Annotated in this window: 20 protein-coding genes and 2 tRNA genes; 11 read left to right on the top strand and 11 right to left on the bottom strand. The window is 68.1% G+C overall.

Annotation, left to right across the window (positions count from 1 at the left end; all coding sequences use genetic code 11):
* Nucleotides 1-5 precede the first annotated feature (5 nt).
* The gene (locus E1161_RS08055; protein WP_132621169.1) at nucleotides 6-899 is read right to left on the bottom strand and encodes a sigma-70 family RNA polymerase sigma factor; all 894 of its coding nucleotides are present in this window, start codon (nucleotides 897-899) and stop codon (nucleotides 6-8) included.
* Between the two features lie 69 nt (nucleotides 900-968).
* On the opposite strand from E1161_RS08055, the gene dnaG reads away from it, so the two are divergent.
* The 5 genes from dnaG (at nucleotide 969) to E1161_RS08080 (ending at nucleotide 5,073) form a co-directional block, all read left to right on the top strand.
* A complete protein-coding gene (gene dnaG, locus E1161_RS08060) occupies nucleotides 969-2,861 on the top strand; it encodes a DNA primase (RefSeq protein WP_132621171.1) in 1,893 nt (630 codons plus the stop codon).
* On the top strand, nucleotides 2,858-3,385 hold the full coding sequence (locus E1161_RS08065; RefSeq protein WP_235874870.1) for a hypothetical protein: 528 nt from the start codon (nucleotides 2,858-2,860) through the stop codon (nucleotides 3,383-3,385). The genes dnaG and E1161_RS08065 overlap by 4 nt, the downstream gene beginning before the upstream one ends.
* An 81-nt stretch (nucleotides 3,386-3,466) precedes the next feature.
* Nucleotides 3,467-4,228, top strand: coding sequence for a trans-aconitate 2-methyltransferase (locus E1161_RS08070; RefSeq protein ID WP_132621173.1), 762 nt, complete (start codon nucleotides 3,467-3,469; stop codon nucleotides 4,226-4,228).
* Nucleotides 4,229-4,339: 111 nt separating this feature from the next.
* Nucleotides 4,340-4,412, top strand: a tRNA-Asn gene (locus E1161_RS08075).
* A 91-nt stretch (nucleotides 4,413-4,503) separates the two neighbouring features.
* The gene (locus E1161_RS08080) at nucleotides 4,504-5,073 is read left to right on the top strand and encodes a thymidine kinase (RefSeq protein ID WP_132621175.1); all 570 of its coding nucleotides are present in this window, start codon (nucleotides 4,504-4,506) and stop codon (nucleotides 5,071-5,073) included.
* Nucleotides 5,074-5,166: 93 nt separating this feature from the next.
* Here E1161_RS08080 and E1161_RS08085 read toward each other — a convergent pair whose 3' ends face one another.
* Nucleotides 5,167-6,315, bottom strand: a complete 1,149-nt coding sequence (locus E1161_RS08085; protein ID WP_235874871.1) for a magnesium and cobalt transport protein CorA — start codon at nucleotides 6,313-6,315, stop codon at nucleotides 5,167-5,169.
* A 126-nt stretch (nucleotides 6,316-6,441) separates the two neighbouring features.
* Entirely contained in the window at nucleotides 6,442-7,284 is an 843-nt protein-coding gene (locus E1161_RS08090; RefSeq protein ID WP_408011964.1) for an SAM-dependent methyltransferase, read from the bottom strand.
* Nucleotides 7,285-8,038: 754 nt separating this feature from the next.
* Between E1161_RS08090 and E1161_RS08095 the strand changes: the two genes are divergently transcribed.
* Both E1161_RS08095 and E1161_RS08100 read left to right on the top strand, forming a co-directional pair.
* Entirely contained in the window at nucleotides 8,039-8,245 is a 207-nt protein-coding gene (locus tag E1161_RS08095; protein WP_132621179.1) for a hypothetical protein, read from the top strand.
* Between the two features lie 601 nt (nucleotides 8,246-8,846).
* Nucleotides 8,847-8,921 (top strand) — tRNA-Ile (locus E1161_RS08100).
* Nucleotides 8,922-9,427: 506 nt separating this feature from the next.
* On the opposite strand, the gene E1161_RS08105 is transcribed toward E1161_RS08100, so the two are convergent.
* From E1161_RS08105 to E1161_RS08135, 7 genes are all read right to left on the bottom strand, one after another.
* Nucleotides 9,428-10,102 (bottom strand): hypothetical protein, encoded by a 675-nt coding sequence (locus E1161_RS08105; protein WP_132621181.1) that lies wholly within the window; start codon nucleotides 10,100-10,102, stop codon nucleotides 9,428-9,430.
* A 2,035-nt stretch (nucleotides 10,103-12,137) separates the two neighbouring features.
* Complete coding sequence (locus E1161_RS08110) at nucleotides 12,138-13,748, bottom strand: hypothetical protein (protein ID WP_132621183.1); 1,611 nt, start codon at nucleotides 13,746-13,748, stop codon at nucleotides 12,138-12,140.
* A 331-nt stretch (nucleotides 13,749-14,079) separates the two neighbouring features.
* Nucleotides 14,080-14,280: a cold-shock protein gene (locus E1161_RS08115; protein WP_132621185.1), complete on the bottom strand. Its 201-nt coding sequence runs from the start codon at nucleotides 14,278-14,280 to the stop codon at nucleotides 14,080-14,082.
* A gap of 354 nt (nucleotides 14,281-14,634) precedes the next feature.
* Nucleotides 14,635-15,378, bottom strand: a complete 744-nt coding sequence (locus E1161_RS08120; RefSeq protein WP_207920142.1) for a class I SAM-dependent DNA methyltransferase — start codon at nucleotides 15,376-15,378, stop codon at nucleotides 14,635-14,637.
* A gap of 43 nt (nucleotides 15,379-15,421) precedes the next feature.
* Entirely contained in the window at nucleotides 15,422-16,594 is a 1,173-nt protein-coding gene (pobA, locus tag E1161_RS08125) for a 4-hydroxybenzoate 3-monooxygenase (RefSeq protein WP_132621187.1), read from the bottom strand.
* 169 nt (nucleotides 16,595-16,763) lie between these two features.
* A complete protein-coding gene (locus E1161_RS08130) occupies nucleotides 16,764-16,970 on the bottom strand; it encodes a YbdD/YjiX family protein (protein ID WP_132621189.1) in 207 nt (68 codons plus the stop codon).
* Nucleotides 16,967-19,105, bottom strand: a complete 2,139-nt coding sequence (locus E1161_RS08135) for a carbon starvation CstA family protein (protein WP_165939720.1) — start codon at nucleotides 19,103-19,105, stop codon at nucleotides 16,967-16,969. The genes E1161_RS08130 and E1161_RS08135 overlap by 4 nt, the downstream gene beginning before the upstream one ends.
* Before the next feature lie 406 nt (nucleotides 19,106-19,511).
* Here E1161_RS08135 and E1161_RS08140 point away from each other — a divergent pair, with 406 nt between their 5' ends.
* From E1161_RS08140 to E1161_RS08155, 3 genes are all read left to right on the top strand, one after another.
* Nucleotides 19,512-20,042: a SigE family RNA polymerase sigma factor gene (locus E1161_RS08140; protein WP_235874872.1), complete on the top strand. Its 531-nt coding sequence runs from the start codon at nucleotides 19,512-19,514 to the stop codon at nucleotides 20,040-20,042.
* Complete coding sequence (locus E1161_RS27070) at nucleotides 20,039-21,043, top strand: hypothetical protein (protein WP_165939721.1); 1,005 nt, start codon at nucleotides 20,039-20,041, stop codon at nucleotides 21,041-21,043. The genes E1161_RS08140 and E1161_RS27070 overlap by 4 nt, the downstream gene beginning before the upstream one ends.
* A 132-nt stretch (nucleotides 21,044-21,175) precedes the next feature.
* Nucleotides 21,176-21,784, top strand: coding sequence for a hypothetical protein (locus E1161_RS08155; protein ID WP_235874878.1), 609 nt, complete (start codon nucleotides 21,176-21,178; stop codon nucleotides 21,782-21,784).
* Nucleotides 21,785-22,007: 223 nt separating this feature from the next.
* Here E1161_RS08155 and E1161_RS08160 read toward each other — a convergent pair whose 3' ends face one another.
* The gene (locus E1161_RS08160; RefSeq protein ID WP_132621197.1) at nucleotides 22,008-23,252 is read right to left on the bottom strand and encodes a hypothetical protein; all 1,245 of its coding nucleotides are present in this window, start codon (nucleotides 23,250-23,252) and stop codon (nucleotides 22,008-22,010) included.
* Nucleotides 23,253-23,634: 382 nt separating this feature from the next.
* Here E1161_RS08160 and E1161_RS08165 point away from each other — a divergent pair, with 382 nt between their 5' ends.
* Nucleotides 23,635-24,150: a DUF3145 domain-containing protein gene (locus E1161_RS08165; protein ID WP_132621199.1), complete on the top strand. Its 516-nt coding sequence runs from the start codon at nucleotides 23,635-23,637 to the stop codon at nucleotides 24,148-24,150.
* Nucleotides 24,151-24,182: the final 32 nt, after the last annotated feature.

Raw genomic sequence — 24,182 nt, forward strand, 5'->3', positions numbered from 1 at the left:
ACTCCTCAGCGGAACTCCACGCGGGTCAGCTTGTCAGGGTTGACGATGTCGAACACCTCCGCTGGCCGTCCGTCGCGGACGGCCAGCGCGAACACCCGGGGCGCCACATCAGCGCCGTCGCCCGGCATCAGCACGCCTAGGTCGCCGTTGACCAGGACCGGATGCGCTGCGCCGAGCAGCTCCGCGCCGTACTTGTCGATGAGCCCGATGGCGAACCGCGCCACCTTGTCGGCCCCGACGACCGGGCGCCGGGCTGTGCGGGCCTTGCCGCCGCTGTCGCCGTAGACGGTGGCCGAGGGGTGCAGCAGCCGGGTGAGCGCGGCGAGGTCCTTGGCGGCCACCGCGGTCAGGAAGTCCTCCAGCGCCCGCTGCTGCTCGGGCAGCGGCACCCGCTCCGGCGGGGCGGCGTCGACCATCGTTCGACGCGCCCGCGACGCGTGTTGGCGCGCGGTGGGAACGCTGCACCCGAGCACCTCGGCGATCTCGGCGAAGGGCACTTCGAAGCCGTCGTGCAGCACCAGCGCGAGCCGTTGGTCCGGCGGAAGCTCGTGGAGCACCCGCATCGCCGCCATCCGCAGGTCGTCCTGACCGACCACGATGTCGCCCGGATCGGAGTCCACGGCGCTCACCAGCGGTTCAGGCAGCCACGGGCCGACGTAGCTCTCGCGCCGCACGGCGGCCGAGCGCATCCGGTCCAGGCACAGCCTGCTGACCACGGTGGTCAGCCAACCACCCAGGTCGCGGATCTCGTCGTGGTCGGTGTCGGTCAGCCGCAGCCACGCGTCCTGCACCGCGTCCTCGGCATCGGCGAGCCGTCCGGTCAGCCGGTAGCCGAGGCCGATCAAGCGGCTCCGGTGCCGGTCGAACTCCGCGGCGAGCGTGCTGGTGTCGGGCCTCACGCGATCGATTCTGCCGCACCGGGTGGACACCCGGTCGTAACCGATCTCGTTGGCCCTAGACTGAGTGACGTGACAGGCAGGATCCGGGAGAGCGACATCGCCGAGGTGCGCGATCGCAACCGGATCGACGACGTCGTCGGCGAGTACGTCGCGCTGCGCAACGCCGGTGGTGGCGCGCAGAAGGGCCTGTGCCCGTTCCACGACGAGAAGACGCCGTCGTTCAACGTCCGCCCCAGCCACGGCACCTTCCACTGCTTCGGCTGCGGTGAGGGCGGCGACGTGATCGCCTTCATGATGAAGATCGAGCACCTCGGCTTCGTGGAATCCGTGGAGCGGCTCGCCGACCGGGTCGGCCTCCAGCTGCAGTACGAGGGCGGCACGCCGGGACCGAAGCGCGACCGCGGAAGCCGCTCGCGCATGGTCGAGGCGCACCGCCTCGCAGCCGAGTTCTACGCCGAGCAGCTGCGCTCTCCCGAGGCCCAACCGGCCCGCGAGTACCTGACCAGCCGCGGCTTCGACGAGTCCGCCGCCCAGCGCTTCGGCTGCGGCTTCGCGCCCAGCGGCTGGGACAAGCTCACGAAACTGCTGCTGAACAAGGGTTTCGAGGTCGACGAGCTGATCAAGTGCGGCCTGTCCCGGGAAGGCAGGCGCGGTCCGATGGACCGCTTCCACCGGCGCCTGCTGTGGCCGTTGAAGGACCTCGGTGGTGACGTGGTCGGCTTCGGCGCGCGGCGGATCTTCGACGACGACCCCATCGAGGCCAAGTACGTCAACACCTCCGCCACCCCGATCTTCAACAAGTCGCAGGTGCTGTTCGGCATCGACCTGGCCAAGCGGGAGATCGCCAAGCGCAGGCAGGCCGTGGTAGTCGAGGGCTACACCGACGTGATGGCCATGCACCTGGCGGGCGTGCCCACCGCGGTCGCCTCCTGCGGAACCGCGTTCGGCGACGAGCACATCTCGGTGCTGCGGCGGCTGATGATGGACGACGACGCCTTCCGCGGCGAGGTCATCTTCACCTTCGACGGCGATGAGGCCGGGCAGAAGGCGGCGATGAAGGCCTTCGACGGCGAGCAGCAGTTCGCCGGCCAGACTTACGTGGCGATCACCCCGGACAACATGGACCCGTGCGAGCTGCGCGAGGCCCGGGGTGATGCCGCGGTGCGGGACCTGGTGGCCCGGCGCAAGCCGCTGTTCGAGTTCGCCATCCGCAGCCTGCTCACCGACTACGACCTGGACTCGGTGGACGGCCGCGTCGCCGCGCTCAAGCGGACGGTGCCGCTGATCGCCCAGATCAAGGACCCGGCCAGCCGCGACGGGTACGCGGCCCGGCTCGCCTGGTGGGCGGGTTGGAACGACGAGAACCAGGTGGTCAAGCGGGTTCGGGAGAGCTCGGGAGCCCCGGTCCGCAAGCAGCCCCGCCCGCGCCGCGAGGAGAACCAGCAGTCGCTGGGCATGGACGTCGAGCTGCCGCAGCGCCCGCCGAGGCACGACCCCCGCTGGCTGCAGCGGGAGGCCATCAAGGCCGCTCTCCAGGTCCCGGCCCTGGCCGGTCCGCTCTACGACTCGCTGCCCGCCGAGGCGTTCACCGAGCCGGTCTACGCCGAGGTGCAGAAGGCGTTGCTGGCGGCGGGCGGCACGGCTTCAGGGCTGAGCGGAGCGGGTCTGGTCGACGCGGTCTCGCAGCAGTGCGAGAGCCAGGTCGGCGCCCGGTTGTGCACGCAGCTCGCGGTCGAGGCCCTGGAGTGGACGACCGAGGACGACCCGCGCTACGTGAGCGCGATCATCGCCCGGCTGCAAGAACGCCTGGTCAGCAGGCAGATCGCGGACATCAAGTCCAAGGTCCAACGGATGTCGCCGCTGGAGGACGCCGAGGAGTACAACGCCCTGTTCGGCGACATGGTCGCCTTGGAGGGCTACCGCAAGGCACTGCTGGACCAGGCGATGGGAACGACTCTGTGATCAAGAGGCTGCTGGCGAAGTTGAGCGGAACCGCCGAGGTCCCGGCGGACTTCCCGGGCAGGCTCGACCCCGACGAGCAGGTCCTGTCCGTCGCGCCCTGCGAGGACGGGTCGGTGGTGGCCACCCACCTGGGCCTCTGGCTCCCGGAGGGGCGGAGGGTCGGCTGGCACCTGATCAGCAAAGCGACTTGGGGCGGTGGCGTGCTCACCGTGACCGAGGCCGAGGAGACCCGGCACGTCGACGGCGCCGTCTACCTGCGCGACCTGCGGCCTCAGCGCCTGGCGCTGACCGGTGAGAGCCGGTTGCCCGACGTGGTCCACGAGCGCGTCAACCGCTCGATCCGGTCCCGCCATCACCGGGACCTGCCGGGTGGCGGCGCCTGGTTCGTCCAGCGCAAGGTTCCCGGCCGCAACGGCATCGAGCTGCAGATCCGGCCCGATCAGGGCACGGACGAACCGGCGCTCGACCGCCTGGTCGGCGCGCTGGTGGAGAGCCTGCGGCAGTCCCGCGACCTGCCTTCCTGAGTTCGTTCCACCTCGAACCGTCCTCGACGCGATTGGACGCCCGGTATACGGTACGGGCGTACTGCTAGCGGAGGTGACGGCATGTGGGACCCCGGCAAGTACCTGGCCTTCAGCGATCAGCGAGACCGCCCGGCCTTCGACCTGATCGCCAGAGTGCGCGTCGAGAGCCCCAGACGGGTCGTCGATCTCGGATGCGGTGCGGGAAACCTGACCTCGCTGCTCACCGGCCGCTGGCCGCGCGCTGAGGTGGAAGCGCTGGACTCCTCGGAGGAGATGGTCGCCGAGGCCCGCTCGCGGGGTGTGCCCGCGCGGGTCGAGGACGTCCGGGACTGGAAGCCGCAGCCGGACACCGACGTCGTGCTGTGCAACGCGGTCCTGCAGTGGATACCGGATCACGTCGAACTGCTGCACCGCTGGCTGTCCGAGCTTCCCAGCGGGGCCTGGTTCACCTTCCAGGTCCCCGGCAACTTCGACGCCCCGTCGCACGCCACCATCCGCGAGCTGGCCGTTGAACAGCGCTGGCGCGGCAAGCTCGACGGGGTGCTGAGCCACGACGACGTCGTGCGCGGCCCGCTGGAGTACGCCGACGAGATCGCCGATCCGGATGTCGAGGTCGACGCCTGGGAGACGACCTACGTGCACGCGCTGCGCGGGGACGACCCGGTGCTGGAGTGGGTGAGCGGAACCGTTCTGCGTCCGGTACGAGCGGCACTGGACGACGATGAGTGGGCCGAGTTCCGAACCGAGTTGTCCCATCGCTTCTCGGTCGCCTACCCGAAACGGCCCGACGGCGTGACCTGGTTTCCTTTCCGCAGGGTCTTCGTCACCGCTCACTGCGCGTGACCTGCACAGATGTTCGTGGTGGAGCAAATCGGGGGGTGCCGTGAAACGCCATTCGGGCATCCGCTAGAGTAGTTCCGTCAGCGCGAGGGAGTGCTGAACACAAGAGAACATTCCTCCGTAGCTCAATCGGCAGAGCATTCGGCTGTTAACCGAAGGGTTACTGGTTCGAGTCCAGTCGGAGGAGCGCAAAGCCCAGACCAACGGTCTGGGCTTTTTCGCACGCGCGTTGCGGGCCTGCGTCGGTCGGTGATCGGGTGTGGCTACCGTGTTCGGTCGTGGCGAAGCTCTACTTCCGATACGGGGCGATGAACTCCGGCAAGTCGACCGCGTTGATCCAGGTCGCGCACAACTACGCCGAACGCGGGCAGCGCGTCTTCGTGGTCAAGCCCGAGATCGACACCAAGAGCCCCGTGGTGCTCTCGCGCATCAACGTGTCGCGGGAGGTCGATCTCGTCTGCGACGCGGACACCGCCGTGCGGAGCGTCGTGCTGGCGGCGGCGGTGCCGGACTGCGTGCTCGTCGACGAGGCGCAGTTCCTCACCGGTGAGCAGGTCGAAGACCTGTTCCGGTTGGCCGTGCTCGACGGGGTCCCGGTGATCGCCTACGGGCTGCGCAACGACTTCCGCACCCGCGGCTTCCCGGGGAGCCTGCGGTTGATGGAGCTGGCGCACTCCATCGAGGAGCTCAAGACGATCTGCCGCTGCGGTCGCAAGGCGACGCTCAACGCGCGCACCGTCAACGGCGAGTTCACCCAGGACGGCAGCCAGGTCGCCATCGAGGGCGACGTCGGGTACGAATCCATGTGCGGCACTTGCTATCTGCGCAAGGTCGGCACGTTCGAGTGACTAGTCTGGCGGCTCGAGGCGATCACCGGCGCCGACGTGAGGGTCCGCATGGGGCCTGGAGGGACTGCTGGTGACTCGAGCGCCAGGTCTGGGCTAGAGCCAGTTCCGGCGCTTGAAGATGGCGTAGAGGCTGAGGCAGACCACGAGCATCAGCAGGATCGCGAACGGGTAGCCCAGCGTCCAGTGCAGCTCCGGGATCACGTCGAAGTTCATCCCGTAGACCGTGCCGATCAGCGTCGGGGCGAACAGGATCGCCGCCCACGAGGAGATCCGCTTGATCTCCTCGTTCTGCGCGTAGCTGGCCTCGGTCATGCGCTTCATCTCCTCGTTCTGCGCCTGGGTGACCAGCGTGGCGTTCACGGCGAGGATGTTGTCGAGCATCTGCCGGAACCCGTCGACGCGCTCGGCGACGGTCGTGGCGTGGTCGGCGACGTCGCGCAGATAGCGCTGCAGCTCCTCGTCGATCTGGTACTTCTCGAACCCGGCTTCCAGGCTGCGCAGGATCGCCAGCAGCGGGCGGGTCGCGCGCTGGAACTCGATGACCTCCCGGGACAGCTCGTAGATGCGCCGCGACACGTGCGGCTCGAAGTCGAAGACCTCGGTCTCGATCTCGTCGATGTCGTTCTGCAGCCCGGCGATGACCGGCGCGTAGCCATCCACGACGTGGTCGAGCACCGCGTAGAGCACGGCTTCGGGGCCGCGCCGGAGCAGGTCCTGGTCGGTTTCCATCCGTCGCCGCACGACCGAGAGGTCGGGGGCCTGCCCGTGGCGGACGGTGAGCACGAAGTTCGGGCCGACGAACAGGTGCAGCTCGCCGAAGTTCACCTCCTCGACGTCGTCGAGGTAGGTGGCGGCGCGCAGCACGACGAACAACGTGTCCCCGTACCGCTCGATCTTCGGCCGCTGGTGAGCGACGATCGCGTCCTCGACCGCGAGCTTGTGCAGGTCGAATTCATCCGCGGCGGCCAGCAGCTCCTCTTCAGCCGGCCGGTACAGGCCGATCCAGGCCATGGTCCCGTCCGCGCCGGGCAGCTGCCGGTAGGTCTCGCTAAGGCTCTCCGGAGTGGAGATGCGGACGCCGTGGCGGTAGATGGCAGTGTCGATCAGCGGCCGGTCGGCCAGCGGCCGCTCATCGGCCGCGCGGGGGTCCATCGAGTGCTCGGGCGCGGATTCCCGGTGGGACATGACCGGCTCGGGGTGCCTGCCGCGCCTGCGCAGCGGGCGGGGGCGCCATTCGGGCACGGGGTCCTCCCGAGGTCGTCGGGCCAGGTGATCGCCTCGAGCGTACCCAGCGGCGCCAGGTGCGTGCTGGTTCCGGAAGACGTCGCAGCCGCCTCGACCAGCGGGTCGCGGCGGCTGCGAGCGCTGTCAGGGCTTGCGGGCGACTCCTGCCCAGACGACCGAGTCGTTCGGGCTGTCGAACTCGATCACGGGTGCGTTCTCACCGCTCTCCTCCGGGTGCCACAGCGGAGTCCAGGTGCAGCCCGGCTCGACGAGCTCGTAGTCACCGAAGAAGGATTCGATCTCGTCGTGCGGACGCCAGATCACCGGTGTCGCCGACTTGTCGTACATCTTGCCGAACTCGGCCATCTCCCGCTTGCGCTCGTCCGGCACGTCGTCGGCGGTGCCGTGGGTGATCACCAGGTAGGAGCCCTCGGGAACCAGCTCGCGGAAGCGCGCGACGGCCTGCGGACCGATGTCCTCGCCGTTCGGGCCGGGCTGGGTCACGTGCAGGACGGCGATCAGGAGCAACGCGACCGGCTGCTCGACGTCGATGACGCCGCTCTCCTCGACCGCCTCCCACAGCTGGTCGGGTTCGCGCAGGTCGGCGTGCAGCACGCAGTGCTTGTCGGTGACGTCTTCCTCTTCGAGCAGGATGCGCGAGTGCGCGACGGCCACCGGCTCGTTGTCGACGTAGACGCAGTTGGCGTCGCCGACGAGTTCGTCGGCGACCTGGTGCGTGCTGCCCATCGTCGGAACACCGGATCCGATGTCGATGAACTGCCGGATCCCCTGCTTGCAGAGGTAGCGCACCACGCGGTGGAGGAACAGGCGGTTGGCCTTGGCGGCGGGCGCGACGAACGGGTAGCGCTCCAGCGCCTTCTCGCCGAAGACGCGGTCCACCGCGTAGTTGGCCCTTCCACCGAGGTAGTAGTCGTAGATCCGGGCGATGTTGGGGTGTTCCAGGTCCACGCCTTCCGGCGCGAACATCTCCGCCTTCGACTGACTCACGGTTGAACCCCTTCGCGGTACGCGTGCATTCGTAACGCATCGTAGCGATCACGTCACTCTCACTTGCGGCGGTAGTCTGCCACCGAACGGGTGTCCGGTCATGCACCCATCCGGTTAGACACGTTCCGGTTAGCAGAGCGCGCGCGGGCTGACGCCCGGGACGGACGTCCACAATCCTCCGGCGGTCCGGCGGGGTTGCTCGTCGGGCGCGAATGAACCGCGGATTCGAATCGCTCGTTCCCGGACCGGGAGTTCTCGCTTCGAAATCGCATTCGTACCAGGTCGATCGATTCTGAACGCGACATCCTGCGGTGCGATCGCGAACGATGTTCGATGCCCGATCGGCGGTTCCGGCGCACTGCCACCCGGACGAAGATCAAAGCTGGCGGGTGCGAGAATCTTGGTGTGGTCGGCGGTGTTCCAGCGTGGCGGCACCCCGATCCGCCAGCATCGCCGGTCCGCACGCCGTGGGCCGCCGGCCGGGTAACGATCCAGGGTCGAAGTGCGCGATGTAGTCCTGATTCGGCTCGCGGCCGACGGTTCTGGTGCGGATGATTCGTGCCAAGCCCTCGCGGCGCGCGGAGCCGCAGGGGCCGACCGCGTTGACGATTCGATCGATTTCTTGACCGAGATGATTTCGTGATGCGATTCGGCGCAACGGTTTTCCGCTCGCGCTTCGTCCCTCGGGTGCAGGTGGTCGTCCGAGGGAACTGACAAGGGACGGGGGAGTCAGATGTCCGCACCAGGGATCGGCAAGGAACCGCACTTCACGCTGCCCGATCTGGATTCGGTGAGCAAGCTGCCGAAGCCGATCAGGGCGGTCGTGTACTTGATCATCATGTCCGTGCTGACGGTGGCCGCGCTCGGGGCGTTGATGGCCACCACCGCGATCATCGGTCAACTTTCCGGAGCGTTCGACATCTTCCGCTTGCTCGGCTGAAGAGACCCGCGCTTCCTCCGAAGGCCCGTCGCACCCCACAGGCGCCGGGCCTTCGTCATGCCCGGCTGATCACTGCGGTCGCGGACTGCCGCAGCTGCCCTGATGCTCGTGCGTTACCGGTGCGTCCGAGGCGGAGGAGCGGTGATGAGCAGGCCGATCGCGACCACAGCTCTCGCGGTGGCGCTGCTCGCCTGCGAGGGCGCCCCGACCGGAATGACCCCACCGCTTCCGCCGACCGAGTCGCGCGTGGAGCGAGGGACCGCCGGCGAAGGATTCGGGCAATTCCAGCAAGATTCCGGATACCGACTCCTTCGAGGAACATGACGAGCTGCCGGATTTCCGGCTTTGCGGCACGACCTGCGGCCAAGAACCGAGCAGCGGCGAACAACAACGTGCTCACTCGTCCGAACGCGGTTCGAACGATCCTTCGGAGTGCTGATTCCGACTCCGCTCGCGAAGATCGGTAGACCAACCGACGCAACTCCGATGCACCGCCTTCTCCGCCGATCCGCCCATTATCACGATGGGCCGTCCGGTCGGAACACCCGGCGACCTCGCTCAGTGACGCCCTCGATACGATCGCCGATACCGAGCACCCCCCGGGGCAGTAGCTCAGCTGGTCAGAGCAGCGGACTCATAATCCGTCAGGTCGTGGGTTCAAGTCCCACCTGCCCCACGTATTCCCTGGTCAGAATGCTGTGCTGCAATCTTTCCACGGGGCAGCGTTGCACCTAAATGCACGAAACGTCGGATCACCCTGATCTGTAGGCGGGAATCGAGGGCGGCCCCTGCGGGGCCGCCTGCCTGCTGTTTCCCTGGCCGGGGCAGTGGTACCCCGGGCACGCGGCCTGGCGGCCGGTCCCGGGCGCCCGCGCCCCGACCACACGGGAAGGCAGGCGGACCCGCACCGCCAGAACGGCTTCACGCTCAGGCGCAAAGTGATGTCCTCGCCGCACGGGCATGCCAACAGGGTGAGGGGACTGGCACATCGGGTGCGGTTCGGTCGTGGCTGCTCTGTCCTCACCCCATCGACCTCCACAACGGCTATCAGCCCGCGTCGAGGGGGCAAGCTCGAGTGCCGGCATCTCCCGCTGACATCGCCGGTCGCCCCCTTGGCACGGCCTGTTGAGGGCTACGCCAGGTCGACGGGGTGAGGACTGGGCCTCCCTTTACAGGAATAGGCTACCGAAAAATAGGAACCACCCCCTCTTTTTGGCAATCTTCCCCGAACATCTCCACGAGCCCACGGTGCGGAGTATTAGTTCCATGCGGGGTGCCGTCCCAAAGGTGGAGGACCCCCTTCTCGTTGCGAACCCACCTTCTATTCTTCGCATCTGTGAAGTTGATTTGGTAACCTTCACTCCTGACTATCATAGACGCGATTGCTCCGATGTGATATTTGCGCCTCAATCGCGGTGTTAGCAAGCTCTCGAAGTGGTCCATGTGCGACACAAGAAGCCGGGAAAGTTCTTCGATTTCGACATCTTGGATGTCGCCCGTAGGTTCAGCAATATCCAGGCTGAACACTAGATTCGGCATGATGCCCGCGATTAATTGGACGTCATGCACCGGGATGTCGCTTGAATTGACGAATCGCAGATTGACTTTCAGCTCGGTCTTGTCGTCGTTGCTCAGATCGACACTTAGCCAGGCGGCGAACTTGGAAGCCTGGTCCATTTCGTGCTGCTCGTCGCTATGTTGCTGTTGCGCCGAGGCGTATTTTGCCTGTCGCCAAGCTGCTGCGGCCGCAATGGAGGCGATAACGAAGGCTGCTATGGAACCGAGAGCAGATATCCAAGAAGGGACATTTCCCCAGTCAACCCCCAGTCGCAAGTAGCATTGATTGCACGCGATCATCGTAGGCTGCCCTCAGTTTTGATCAGGAAGAGTTCTTTCGGGTGTATCAGGATGAGCCTTCGCGTCGGCAGGAACCAAGCGACGGAAGTGTGTGACTGGCAGGTCGGCAACGGGGCGGCTTGGCAACCGGCAATCCATTCAGCTGTTTCTGAGGCAGGCAACGATGCCTCAGCGTGCACTCCGCCGTCCGTGGGCAGAGGAGCAAAAGGAAGCGGTACGGTCGTCCCGGCCCTCTTTCGGCACAGAACAGACGTTCGGTTCGGCCGCATCAGTAGGCAGTCAACCGTGAGCGATTTTCGGGTGGTTCAGTGTTGGGCGTGGCAACACTGCAGCCCAATCCTTAAGGGTGGCTGCGCGATGCGCATGGTTCTGCAGGTGCGAAACTGGCGCAGCTCCACTGCTCCTACCACACTCAATACGGAACAGGGGGTCAGTGGAGCTCTGCGTGAACGGCTCTACCATCGATTCCTCGATGGCGAGATAACTGTTACCCGTAACGCAGAAGCAAACAAACTGCCGTGGAGAGTGTACAGGCGCGATCTTTGAGTCGACTCGAAAAATTGTCCGCGAGTCCCCGGAGCGCCTCGGCAGCGTCAAACGACGGAGTCATCGGTCATCGCCGAGTAGGAGGTCGATGCCGCAAATCGCCCCCCAGACCGACCGCTCGTCTGAACGAAGAGCGTATGACTCCGCCCGTTTCCGCAGGTTCGGTGTAGTCCATGCCAGCTTCCTGAAGCAGTTTCGCGCGCTGGGCCTGTAGCTCTTCGGTCGATAGAGCCAATGCGGAACTCATTGGTACCCCCTTACGTGCCCCACACTCGGTTGATGGAAGCCCCACACTCGGTTGATGGTCGGTAGTCACGAGCCCGTGACAGCCCCATCGGAACACACTGCTACGACGTTTCCCGCCAAGACCATGGTTGCCTAGCACCTGACGAGGCACAAGCCCTCAATCAGGCGTCGTCGCCGGGCACGTAGCCTCCTGACGTTGCCGTCGCGCGAGGGCTGATCACGCCGTTTCCTCGCGGTGCCTGAGTGCCTCACATGCTGTGCACCGCATCTTTACGAAACGACGAAAAACATCCGCAGATGACCCACCTCGAGGGGCATTTGCGACGCAATCCATGCTGATCACGAGCCATGTTGGCAACCGATGTCAGACAAGGACAGAACAGGACCTGCATCCGTCAGGTCGTGGGGTCAAGTCCCATCGGCCCCGTATTCACAGGTGGAAGCATGTGGCGGGGAAAGGGGGGGAAGATCATCTGTACACCTTCCCCGCACTTCAATTCCGAACCGGATGACCTCTGATGCGGCGGCCCGTGTGGACGTCCTGCGTCGTCGGACAACCGCGCGCCGAGCTGATCTGTGATGGGACGATCGGAAGCTTGCCCGGGATCGGCACGGTCGGCTTCCTGAGAGGTCCTGGAGGTCTTCCGCGGAATGGACTCCGCCGGGGGATTTCCGAAAGTGGGATGAGATCCAGAGTGGACCGCCGGAGAGGAGCCGGTCGCTCCGGTTTCGAAGACGCCGCCGGTCCGCAGCGTGCACGTCACCGGCCGGATCAACAGGAACCGGCGGCTGAGCGTCTCGCGGTCGAGGACCACCGCCAGCAGGGGCACCATCACGACCGGCGTGTTGACCAGCACGGCGGACAGCCCCACGCCGACCTCGTAGATCGCCTGCGTTCACAGCAGGGCATCCGCCGCGAAACAACGCTCCGGCCGTGGCCGCCCATACTGCCTGACCAGGCGAGATGCGTCCGCCGGTGGCGCGCTCGGCAAGCGCGAGCGGTGCCAGCAACGGGAGAGCGAGGACGCAGCGGAAAAACGACGCCGTAACCGGGGGAGTGGCGGACGGCGCCACGAACAGTCCCGAGGTGGCCATGCCGAAAGCCTCGAACGCCGTCGCAAGCACGGGCCGAGGTGGGAAACCCGCGACGAGCCCTCCACCTCGGACGGTCAGGACCACACCGCCAAATGCTACGGGCGCAGTCAGCACCGGCGCACCGCAATAAAGATCGTCGCCTTCGAGGTTAGCTCCGGTTGAGCACGCGCCCGGCACCCGCGACGACGGTCGTGGCGAGAACCCACCCGCTGATGATCAGCGCGAGCGCGACCGCCTTGCTCCACCCCGTCGGATCCCACGCCTTGTCGTGGCCGAGGTCGACCAGGGGGATGAGCAGGTCGAGGCTGTAGAGGAACGGATCCCAGGTCGGGCTTTCGCCTTTCTTCACCGCGGTCACCGGCCCGGCGACCGAGAAATAGGTGGTTCCCGACGCGAGGAGACCGGTGAGCCAGGCCAGCGCGAGAGCGGGGCGGTGCCCGAACCCGACAGTGATGTCCTGCAGCGCTCCCCAACACGCGCCGAGCGGGCCCATCGCCCGGTGGCGGCGGCGTTCTTTGAACCGCTGCACCCGCCGCGCGTCCTGGTCGAAGCCGTCGCGCTGCAGAGCTGCGGCGAGCTGCGCGTACGGCGCGGGGGAGAACGTCGCAGGGGCTGCGGGGTCCGTCACCGCCGACGGCGTGGTGATGGAGTGCTGGTGCATCCACTTCAAGCGGGTGCCGATGGGGCACGGCTCGACGTCGGTGTTGCGCTGGGTGACTCTTTGGTAGTGCGTGCCGGTCAGTTCGATCGTGCACTTTTCGGGCCAGTGCGGCGGATCGTCGGTCAGCCTGCCGAAGCGGCCGTCCCGTAGGCTGATCGCGCCCTCCGACTCCGGTGCCAAGCGCAGCGTGAGCAGGAGCGCGTCTGTCTCGATGAGCAGCAGGGCCCAGCCGTGAGGTTGACGAACCGTCGTGTTCACGAAGGCCAGCGCGCCGCCGATCTGAGCCCCGATGAGGTTGACCGCGCCGTTGGCGACGAGACCGGAGCACATCAGGCTGCGATCGACGGTGAGGCTGTCCGCGGACAGGGCGAGAGCGTTCGGGGTGTTCAGCCGTGCACGGGGCATTCCCAGGTCTCCGCTGATTCGCGAGCCGACAAGGTGGACCTCTCCGTCGGCGACGAGGTCTCTCATCGAGAACTGGGAATCGATCGTGCTGTACTCGGTGTTCAGCGCGCGTCGGCCCGGATTGCGCAGGCGAGACTCGTCTAGCACCACCGGGCCGGAGATCCGCGCGTGGGACAGGCGCATCTCTCCGTCGACTGTGGTCTCGCGACCGAAGACCCCTTGCTCGATCAGCGTTCGCTCCGCATCGATGCCCGGGTGGTCGGCGTCGCCGGTCAGGTGGGCGGAGTCGAGGGACAGGTGTCCGTCGATCCGAGCGCCGGCCAAGTCGACCCGAGCGGTGAAGCCCTCGTTCAGCTCGACGGCGCCGCTCGTGCGCAACTGCCTGGCGTAGTCGAGGTGGGGAAGTCGGCAGCCGGGGAGTCGCAGCGAGCCGAGTTGGGCCTCCGCGAGTCGGACGGGCTCGTCGAAGTGGCACTCGCGCAGTTCGACGGGGAAGTCGAGGCGGGAGCCGGTGAGGTCGACGGGACCGGTGATGGTCGCGCCGGTCAGGCGAAGTGCGTGGTTCCCGCGTCGCCTGGTGAGCAGGTCCGCGAGCACGTGCGCGCGGATCGGCCGATCCCGTTGGTCGAGGACGATGTCGATCGGTTCTCCGGAGCGGGCGGTTCGGAGCACCGCGCGCTCGGCTCGGTTCACTCGCCCCAGGCTGCCGTTGATCACGAGACCACGTCTACCAGCCGATCGAACACCTCGGGGGTGCTTCGTCGCGTTCTACGCGTTAAAAGGGCTGCGGAGGTCGAGCATTCCGGCTTCGCTGTGATCAGCGACCGGTTGGTGTTGTTCTGGTGCGGCGGCGGGTTCTGGCTCGACGAACTGGACCGGGGCGATCTCGTCCGGAGCGGCCTGCCTGGGTGCCGGTGTCCCGGAGGACACGGGTGTTGCGGTGGTTATGAGGAACCTTCCTGATAGCAGCGCGCCGGCTGCTCGCCCGAGGGCGAGCAGCCGGCGGCGTTCATGCGTGCGAGGCTCAGACGCGAACCGAGCTGGCCTGCGGGCCCTTGGGGCCCTGGGTGACCTCGTAGGTGACCTGCTGGTCCTCTTCGAGGCTGCGGAACCCGCTGGCGTCGATGGCCGAGTAGTGGACGAAGACGTCCGGGCCACCGTCGTTGGGGGCGATGAAGCCGAAGCCCTTTTCAGCGTTGAACCACTTCACAGTTCCCTGTGCCATGTCTGTCTCCTCCTGGGAGCTGGAGCGTTTGACGGGAGCCCACACTTCGTGGGAGCCCGGGCCGGGGATCTCGAACGGCGGCTATCCAGCTACAACCACGGACAAGCTGCTCGCTCGCATCAAATCCTGCGAGCGTGCGCAAACACGAACCCAGAAAAACAACGACCAGCGCCAAGCTTACACACCACCCGCGGCGGTCTCATCGGACATCGGGCTGTCCACTCTTTTGGGGGAATCCGTGAGGCCGTGAGCAGGCTTTTCCGCTTCAGTGCAGACTGAAAGAACCGTGTCCCGCGCGCTGGGGCAGTGCGGGAGGTCGGCGTCGTGGAGGTCGGGTGGTCGTCGGTCACGGCGTCATCGCGGGAGCCACGGCGGTGGGGAACCGAGCCCCTGAACCGCACCCGAGTCCTCGCGCCAGGTGTAGGCGGCTGAGAACGGGTGGTTGCGGAAGCGCTCCCACTTGGGCTTGATCTTCAGCCAGGCGTCGTCGATGACGTTCTCGTGGAGTTCGGCCAGTCGCCAGCCCGCGCCGAGGCCTGCTGCGATGTGGTCGCTGATCAGGTGCACGTTGGTGGCGATCGCGACCGGTTCGCCTTCGGCGTTGGTGTAGTGGGTGGGCATGCCCGAGGTCATGATGAAGTGCGGGTGGAACGTGACCAGCACGAACGCCGCGCCGGGTGCGGCCAGCCGGTGCGCTTCCGAGTAGAGCGGCCGCAGGTCGTCCAGGTGCTCGTCGATCAGCGAGCAGATCACCAGGTCGTAGGCGCCGCCGGGCAGTCCGGTGGCCGTGGCGTCGGCCTCCTCCAGCCGCTCGTGCGCGCCGCGGCGGCGCGCCAGGTCCAGCATCTCCGGTGTGACGTCCACGCCGTCGATGTGCTCGACGCCGCGCTCGCGCAGCCACTGCCCGGTGCGGCCGGTGCCGCAGCCGAGGTCGGCGGCCCGGCTCACCGCCGACCACCTCGGCTCGACCAGGCGCTCGAGCAGCGCCAGGTCCATCATGTCCTCGACGGTGTTCTCGTAGTCGGCGACCCACTCGCCGTATCCGGTCCGGACATCGACCGTCCGGTATCCCCGCGCGTCGAACGCCTTGAAGTCCACTCGCCGAATTGTTCCGCCCGGGCGACCGGTGCGAAACCGGTTTTCACCGCAGCGGCATGCCGACGTAGTTCTCCGCCAACGTCGTCGCCGCGGCCTTCGAGGAGCGCAGGTAGTCGAACTGGGAGCGCTGCAGGCGGCGCTCGAAGGCCTGCTCAGGGCCCTCGAAGCGGTGCGTCATCGACGTCATCCACCACGAGAAGTGCTGCACCCGCCACACCCGTTCCAGGCACTTCGCCGAGTACTCGTCCAGCCCGGCGTCGCTGCCGGTGCGGTAGTGGTCGACGAGCGCCTCCGCGAGCCGGTCCACGTCGGCCACCGCAAGGTTGAGCCCCTTCGCGCCGGTCGGCGGCACGATGTGCGCCGAGTCGCCCGCGAGGAAGAGCTTCCCGTGGCGCAGCGGCTCGGCCACGAAGCTGCGCATCGCGGTGACCGACCGGTCGATGATCGGCCCTTCCTGCAGCTTCCAGCCCGGAGCGGCCAGGCGAGCGTGCAGCTCGTCCCAGATGCGCGCGTCGGACCAGTTCGCCAGCGTCTCGTCCGGATCGCACTGGAGGTAGAAGCGGCTGATGCCGGCCGAGCGCATGCTGTGCAGCGCGAACCCGCTCGCGTGGTTGGCGTAGATCAGCTCATCGGTGGAGGGCGCGACCTCGGCGAGGATGCCCAGCCAGCCGAACGGGTAGACCCGCTCGTAGACGCGGCGCACGTCCGGCGGGATGACGTCCCGGCACACCCCGTGGAAACCGTCGCAGCCGGCGACGAAGTCCGCCCGCAGCGCCTGCGCCCGGCCGTCGTGGGTGAAGGTCACGCTCGGGCTCTCGGTGGTCACGTCGTGCACCGCGACGTCGTCGACCTCGAACAGCACCTGGCCGCCGTCAGCCCGCCGCCGCTCGTTGAGGTCCTTGACGACCTCCTGCTGGCCGTAGACGGTGATCGCGCGACCGGTGAGCTCGGTGAACGGGATGTGCAGCCGCTCGTCGTCGAACTGCATGTGCACGCCCTCGTGCCGGTCGCCCTCGCGCAGCATCCGCTCGCCGACGCCGACCTCCCGCAGCAGGTCGACCGTGCCCTGCTCCAGCACGCCGGCCCGGACCCGCTGCTGGACGTACTCCTGGCTTCGCCGCTCCAGCACCACCGAGTCGATGCCCTGCAGGTGCAGCAGGTGGGACAGCAGCAGACCGGCGGGACCACCGCCGACGATCGCGACCTGGGTGCGCAAGGTTGGGCCTCACTTCTTCGGGGACCAGGGACGAGCATCACTGTCCGATCCGCCGACCGCCCCTGAGGATGCCTCGCTACCGTTCAGTGGAAACCCGCTGCGAGGAATTTCCTCGCAAAAGGCAGAGGGCGGAAGTTCCCGGTGGAACTTCCGCCCTCGTGCTCTCGGATCAGCAGCAGCGGGATCCGGGGTCGATCTCCTTGCGGTCGATGTGGGCTCGCCAGAACTCGCGCTCGGACATCGGCTGCTCCGTGCCGTGGTGGGCGCGGTGGTGCTCGAGGTAGGTCTCGTAAGCCGTCTCACCCACCACACCGCGCACGATCTGCCAGGCCGCGCGGACGGATCCGCGCAGCCTGGTCAGCGTCGTGCCGCTCAACCCCCGCCACTCCCGGAGGAGGCGAGCTCCTTCTGCTTCTGGCGTTCCTCGGCCGTGGGGATGAGTCCGGAGGGCGCCCACAGCTCCGACTTCACGTACTCGGCCTCGGTGCTGGGCAGCGGTTCGGTGGTGCGCAGGGCCTTGATCCAGACGCGGACCGCGTCCACCAGCACGATGATGATCAGCACCGCGAACAGCACGCTCAGCACGCCGTCCACAGTGGAGTTGACCACCACCTTCTGCATCTCCTCGACGGTGTCGGCCGTGCCCTTGCTGGTCTGCCCGGCGTCCAGCGCGGCCTGGTAGGACGCTCGCTGGGCGAAGAACCCGATCTTGGCGTCGGAGGAGAAGATCTTCTGCCAGCTCGCCGTCAGCGTCACCGCCGCGTCCCAGGCCAGTGGGATCAGCGTCACCCAGGCGTACTTGGCCTTGCCCGCCTTGATCAGCAACGTCGTGGCCACCGCGAGCGCCACCGCCGCCAGCAGCTGGTTGGCGATGCCGAACAGCGGGAACAGCTGGTTGATACCGCCCAGCGGGTCGTTCACGCCGGCCCACAGGAAGTAGCCCCACGCGCCGACGATGACCGCGCTGGCCAGCCAGTTGCCCGGCTTCCAGCTGACGTCGCCGAAGCGCTTCCAGACGTTGCCGACCGTGTCCTGCAGCATGAACCGGCCCACGCGGGTGCCGGCGTCCACTGTGGTCAGGATGAACAGCGCCTCGAACATCACCGCGAAGTGGTACCAGAACGCCTTCATCGCGTCCCCGCCCATGACCTGCGAGAACACCTCGGACAGGCCCAGCGCCAGGGTCGGTGCGCCGCCGCTGCGGCCCACCAGCGTCTCCTCCTCGACCGCCGCCGCGGCAGCCGACAGCTGCTCCGGGGTGACCTGGAAGCCGATGCCCGCCACCGCCTGCGAGGCCGACTGCACGGTGTCGCCCAGTGCGCTGTCGGGCATGTTCATCGCGAAGTAGATGCCCGGATCGATGATGCAGGCCGCGGCCAGCGCCATGATCGCCACGAACGACTCGGTGAGCATGCCGCCGTAGCCGATGACCCGGATCTGCGATTCCTTCTCGATCATCTTCGGCGTGGTGCCGGAGGAGATCAGCGCGTGGAATCCGGAGAGCGCACCGCAGGCGATCGTGATGAACACGAACGGGAACAGCGCGCCGGAGAACACCGGGCCCTGACCGTTGAGCGCGAAGTCGGTGACCGCCGCGGTCTTCATCCCCGGCATCGCGACCAGGATCGACACCGCCAGCAGCACGATCACGCCGACCTTCATGAAGGTGCTCAGGTAGTCGCGCGGAGCCAGCAGCATCCACACCGGCAGCACCGAGGCGACGAAGCCGTAGATGATCAGCGCGAAGGTCACCTCGTTGCCGGTGAGGGTGAACAACTCCGCCATCCCGGACTCGGCGACCCAACTGCCGCCCGCGATGCTCAGCAGCAGCAGCGCGATGCCGATCACCGACACCTCGACGATCTTGCCGGGCCGCAGGTATCGCAGGTAGAAGCCCATGAACAGGGCGATCGGGATCGTCATGCCGATGGAGAACGCGCCCCACGGCGAACCCTTGAGCGCACCCACCACGACCAGCGCCAGCACGGCCAGCAGGATGATCATGATGGCCAGCACGGCGATCAGCGCCGCCACGCCGCCCACCGGGCCGATCTCCTCGCGGGCCATCTGGCCGAGGCTGCGGCCGTTGCGGCGGGTGGAGAAGAACAGGACCACCATGTCCTGCACCGCACCGGCGAAGATGACACCGATGATGATCCAGATCGTGCCGGGCAGGTAACCCATCTGCGCGGCCAGCACCGGACCCACCAGCGGACCGGCGCCCGCGATCGCCGCGAAGTGGTGGCCGAACAGCACCCGCCGGTCGGTCGGGTGGAAGTCGGCTCCGTTGTTCAGCCGCTCGGCCGGGGTCGCCCGCTCGTCGTCGGTCTTGAGGACCCGGTTGGTGATGAACCGGGCGTAGAACCGGTACGCGATGGCATAGGACGCCAGGGCTGCGAAGACCAGCCAGGCGGCCGAGATCTCCTCACCGCGCACCAGCGCGATCACACCCCAGCTGACCGCGCCGACCAACGCGACCAGCACCCAGGTGGTGATTTCCTTGGGACTCATTCTGCGTTTCCGAGCCGATCCACCGCTCGGGGCCGTTGTCGTAGCCACCGTCTCGGACTCCAATCCTGCTGCGCGAGATGCGGTTGCACAGCAGTTCTAGAGCATCGGCTCACGCGTCTGGAATGTCCAGCCCGTTTCGCGAGAGTAATGAGGATGTGAGAGGTGGGAGGCGTGCTCCAGGGGGCAGCGCCGCGGCGAGCGGCATGTCGGCTTCCGCTCCCGACCGGGACTCCGCTGCCCGATCTTGGTCCACTGGCGTGAAGTCGCCGGATGGACTGATCAACGGCGCACCGCGTCGGTAGAGTCGCCGCCGTTGATCGCAGCCGGTTCGGTAACGACCGAACTCCGGCCACAACCCAGGAGGGGGTCCCGGGCGTCGTGCACAGATGTGACGGTGTCGATCGCAATGCCTGTGACCGTCCGGCCGGGTGACGGGTCGGCGGCAATGGACGAGCTGACGAGCAAGCTGACCGACCTCTACCAGGAGCACTACGCGCAGCTGCTGCGGATAGCGGTGCTGCTGGTGGACGACCGAGCCTCCGCCGAGGACATCGTGCAGGACGCCTACCTGCGGGTCTTCGACTCGCGGAACAGGTTGCGCGATCCCGACAAGGCGCTGGCCTTCCTGCGGCAGGCGGTGCTCAACCGGGCGAGGTCGATGTTGCGCAGACGGCTGGTCGCCCGCAAGTACCTACCGCAGCTGGCCGTGGCCGACAGCCTTCCCGACGACACCGGGCGCGGACTCGATCGCGCCGTGCTCGCCCAAGCCCTCGCGCGGCTGCCGCGACGGCAGCGGGAAGCCATCGTGCTGCGCTACTACGCCGACCTGAGCGAGCTCCGCACCGCCGAGGTGATGGGATGCAGCCAGGGGTCGGTGAAGTCCTACTGCTCGCGCGGGGTGGCAAGGCTGTCGGAGTTGCTGGGGGAGCGGGTGTGAACGAACTCGATCGCGACACCGAGCTGGTGCGCGCCCGGATGCACCGAGCCGTCGCCGATGTCGAACCGGCGCCGGACTCGTTGCCACGACTGCTGGCCGCCGCCCGGCGCCGTCGCGCGCCCTACCGCCGACCGACGTTCCTGGTCGTTGCCGCGGCTGCGGTGGCAGCCCTGTTCATCGGCGTGGCACTGGGTTCCCAGGCACCGGTCCCGCAGCCGGTGAGCGTGCGGCCGGGCAACTACGTGGCCGCCGTGGGGGCCGGGGCGATCGCCTCCTTCGACGTGGCGTCCGGGACCAGGCAGGGCGATGTCGCTCGGGTCTCCGGTGGCGAGGTGGCCGATCTGGCGGAGGACCAAGGCCGGGTGTTCGCACTGGTATCCACATCGGACGGTCGTCGGGTCGTCGAGGTGACCAGCGGCGGGCAGCGCGACCTCGCCGAGGCCGGAGACGGTCGTGCGCTGACCGCGGCAGGCGGTCGGGTCGCCTACGCCGAAGGCGACCGGGTCGTGCTGTGGATCGGCGGCGAGCGCCGCGATCTTCCGACCCCCGAGCTGCGCGTGATCGACCTGGCCCTGTCCGGTGACGGACGGCTGGCGCTGCTCGCCGAACGCGGCGGACCGGCCGAACTCCTGATCACCGACCCGGATCCGACCACCGTCGCCGGAAGCCGCGCGGCCCCGACCGGCCAGTGCGGACCGCTGGCCATCGCAGGTTCCGGCCCGGGCATCGCCGCCCTGGAACCCGCAGACTGCACCGCTCCGGGCCGCGCCCGGGTCGCGACCTACGCCGCCGACACCGGCCGGAAGCTCGCCGCGGGCGTGCCGTTCGCGACCCCGCCGCTCGACCCGGCGCACGTCGGCCTCTCCGCCGACCCCCAGGGCCGGGTTCTCGTCTCCGCCCCGGACCGGGCCCAGTGGCTGGTGGACGGCACCGAAGTGCTGAGGATCCCCCTGCCCTGCGCGACATCCGGACCCTGCACCGCTCTCCCCGCGACGTTCTGACCGACGCGTCATCCGTGTGCTTCACCCAAGCGGGCGAGACATCGGCGATGTGCTGGTCGGGGTGGAGGGGGTGGCCCATCCTCGGAAGATCGGCCGACGGTTGGGGTGGTTGTGCGGGGATTGCGGCGGTTGGTGCTCGTGGCTCTGGACCGGACTCGGTGGCAGCAGTTCGTGGCGTGCTGCGTGTCGCTGTGGGCGTTGGCGTGGATCGCCGGGCAGTTCATCGCACCCGCACCCGCACACGGGCCGAGCGCGCTGGGCGTGCTGGGAGAGCTCGCCGCGCGCGTCGGGTTGACCGGCGGCGGCTGGGCGGAGCGGGTCGCCGAGACCTGGCAGCACAGCGGCGGCGGACTCGCGATCTTCGGCGGACTGCTGTGGGCGGCCACCACCGAGCGGGGGCAGCTCCCGGCCCTGCTCGGCTGGGTCGCGGTGATGCTGGGGGCCGAGCGGCTCGGCTACCGGCCCGCGATGCTGGTCGCGGTGGCGAGCATGGCCGGCTTCGTGGTGCTGCTGTGGATCACCGCGCAGATCTCCCGCCGCTTCCTGGACCGGACCACGTTGTTCCCGGACGACGTCGTGCGAGCAGGTGTCACGGCCGCCGCGCTGTCGGCGGTGGTGCCGCTGTTCGCGCCGACGTTGTTCCTGGCCAGGCTCGGAAACCCCTACCTCGCCAAGGGGCCGCGTCCGATTCCCGCGCAGCGGTGCGAGCAATCGCGAGTCCACGACCAGGAGCGCTCCTGAGCCCTGTTCATGGACGCGGCGGAGCCGCTGTTCCAGGTGTGGGACTCAGCTCCCACCGCAGCGGGTTCTTCAGGGGCTTCGTGGCGAGGACGCCGCGACTCCGTTGTCCAGCACCCGGGGGGCGAGCGTAACACATCAGGAGTGGCGCCCGGAGTCCACGGAGCCGCTGCGCTCGCAGTTCCCGCCAACCGCTCCGCCGAGCAGAGCACTTCCTGCACTGCTCCTAGACGTCGAGCCGCAAACCGCGTTCGGCCATCGCGCGCAGTTCCAGGTCATCGGGGCTGGAGCGCCGTTGCGACCACACGGCCTGCACGACCCGGACCCGGGTTCCGCTCTGCTGCACCGACTGCGCCGCGTCGCCGAAATCCCCGGGCGCCCCGGGCCAGCTCCGGCCCTGCGCGACGAGGTCGCTGATGCCGCCCGTTCCCGCGGACTCCAGCAGCGTCCGCAGCTCGGTCGCCGACTTCGGGTCCGCAAGATCAACCGCGGCGACCGACACCGCCACCGACGAGGCGCCCAGGTGCGCCTCGAAGACGCCGCGCCGCAGGCTCCGGCACGAGTGCTGGTGGAACCACCGCTGCACGTCACCGTAGGCGCTCGATCCGCATGTGGTGACCTGGTCGGTCGCGTGTTGCGTGAACTCCACACCGTCGACCCGCTGCACCGCCAGGACGGGCGGGCTCGCCGAGGGCGATCCCAGCGTCAGGACGCCGAGCAGCGCGCACACCACCGCCACCGCGGCCACCGCGGCGATCAGCTTGCCGCGCGCGGAGGTCCGGGACTTCGCGACCTCTCGCTCTCGGTCGAGAAAGCGGTCTTCGGAGCACTTCGGGATCAGCCTCGTGTCGATGCTGGCGAGGTCGACCTCGGGCGAAGCGGGAAAACCCTCCTCGACCAGGGCTCCTGCGGTCGTTTCAGCTCCCAGCACCCGCAGCAGCCCCAGCGCCGGCACCGCTCCGCACGGGCTCTCGTAGGTCGCCAGCTCCCGCGCCGCCGACAGGACGGAGGTCGTGTTCGGCGAGACCACCCGGACACCGCGGTGCAAATCGGTCGTCGGCTGCATGACCTGCCCGACGTGAGGGCCGACCGCGACGACCGCGGCCACGGGCAGCGGTTCGAGCCCGCGGGTCTGCAGGCTGCGGGCCAGCGCGGCAGCCGACTCCAGCGCTTCCTGCGCCGGGTTGACCTTGCCCTCGGTGCGCACCAGCGGCCATCCGTCCACCGTCCACGGCGTGCCGACGGGGGCGTCGAGCTTCAGCGCTGGTTCCGGCAGGTCCACACCCAGCACCACGATCACCCCGCGCGGCAGCACGATCACCGCGTCCAGCGGGCGAGGGCTGCCCGGAGGGCGGCAGCCGAACACGGTGATGCCGCCGAGCACCGAACGGCCGGCGCCCCACGCGGCGATGGCCGCCCGGATGTCGGCACCGACCTCGGTCGGTTCCGCTCCGAGCCGCACCAGGTGCATCGAACCTCCACGAGAATTCCGGTGTGACGGGTCCTTTCGGACCGACTGGGAAGACGTTAGCGGGGGTGACCAGGCCACGTCCCTCGGATTGCGCATTAACCCGTTCGAGTGGTAATCGCCACTCCTCCGCCGAAGGTGCGTTGGTGCGTCCGAGGGACGTCGATCGCCCGGTGCGGCGCTGGGATCAGCGATTTCAGTGAATCACCGCCATCGGGGGCCGACTGGTCTCGGCTGGTGCCGGGCTTGGTCCCAGATGGACGGTTGACGATCTCGCGGTGGCGGAGATCTCCACCGGCGATGCAGAATGGCGCCGCAACTGGTGATCGTCGGGTTCGCGAGGTCGTAGGGGAAGACGTCCCTCGTCGAATAGCGGAGGTCAGCAGTGAGCACCCGTGGCAGCGACAGTGGCCTCACCTGCGGTGTGGTCTACATCCACTCGTCGCCGTCTGCGGTCTGCCCGCACGTCGAGTGGGCGATTTCCGGCGCACTCGGCACTCGGACGGAACTCCGCTGGACGGCGCAACCGGCAGCCCCAGGACAACTCCGCGCGGAGTGCACCTGGACAGGCGAGCCGGGTACTGGAGCACGCCTGGTGACCGCGCTGCGCGCGTGGCCCATGTTGCGCTTCGAGATCACCGAGGACCCCAGTCACGGGGTCGACGGGCAGCGGTTCTGCCATGCGCCCGGTCTCGGCCTCTGGCGCGCCTGCACCAGCGCCAATGGTGACATCGTCGTGAGCGAAGATCAACTCCGTACGCTCGCGGCGAATGCCAAGGGCCCGGAGGCCTTCTCGCACCGAGTCGGCCAGTTGCTCGGCGCGGAGTGGGACGACGCCCTGGAGCCGTTCCGCCGCGCAGGAGACGGCGCACCGGTCACGGTGCTGCACCGCGTCGGTTGATCTCCGGCCGATCGCGGGGAAGGGCTCACCCG

Origin of the sequence: Saccharopolyspora aridisoli (assembly GCF_004348445.1) — a bacterium.
Lineage (GTDB): Bacteria > Actinomycetota > Actinomycetes > Mycobacteriales > Pseudonocardiaceae > Saccharopolyspora > Saccharopolyspora aridisoli.

Bases quoted from the DNA above. Each gene is read 5' to 3' on its own strand.
- E1161_RS08140 (WP_235874872.1), top strand. From the start codon at position 19,512: ATGCCTGTGACCGTCCGGCCGGGTGACGGGTCGGCGGCAATGGACGAG.
- E1161_RS08105 (WP_132621181.1), bottom strand. From the start codon at position 10,102: ATGATCGCGTGCAATCAATGCTACTTGCGACTGGGGGTTGACTGGGGA.
- E1161_RS08160 (WP_132621197.1), bottom strand. From the start codon at position 23,252: ATGCACCTGGTGCGGCTCGGAGCGGAACCGACCGAGGTCGGTGCCGAC.
- E1161_RS08095 (WP_132621179.1), top strand. From the start codon at position 8,039: ATGTCCGCACCAGGGATCGGCAAGGAACCGCACTTCACGCTGCCCGAT.
- E1161_RS08090 (WP_408011964.1), bottom strand. From the start codon at position 7,284: ATGTTCGCGCCGGAAGGCGTGGACCTGGAACACCCCAACATCGCCCGG.
- E1161_RS08115 (WP_132621185.1), bottom strand. From the start codon at position 14,280: ATGGCACAGGGAACTGTGAAGTGGTTCAACGCTGAAAAGGGCTTCGGC.
- E1161_RS08135 (WP_165939720.1), bottom strand. From the start codon at position 19,105: ATGAGTCCCAAGGAAATCACCACCTGGGTGCTGGTCGCGTTGGTCGGC.
- E1161_RS08070 (WP_132621173.1), top strand. From the start codon at position 3,467: ATGTGGGACCCCGGCAAGTACCTGGCCTTCAGCGATCAGCGAGACCGC.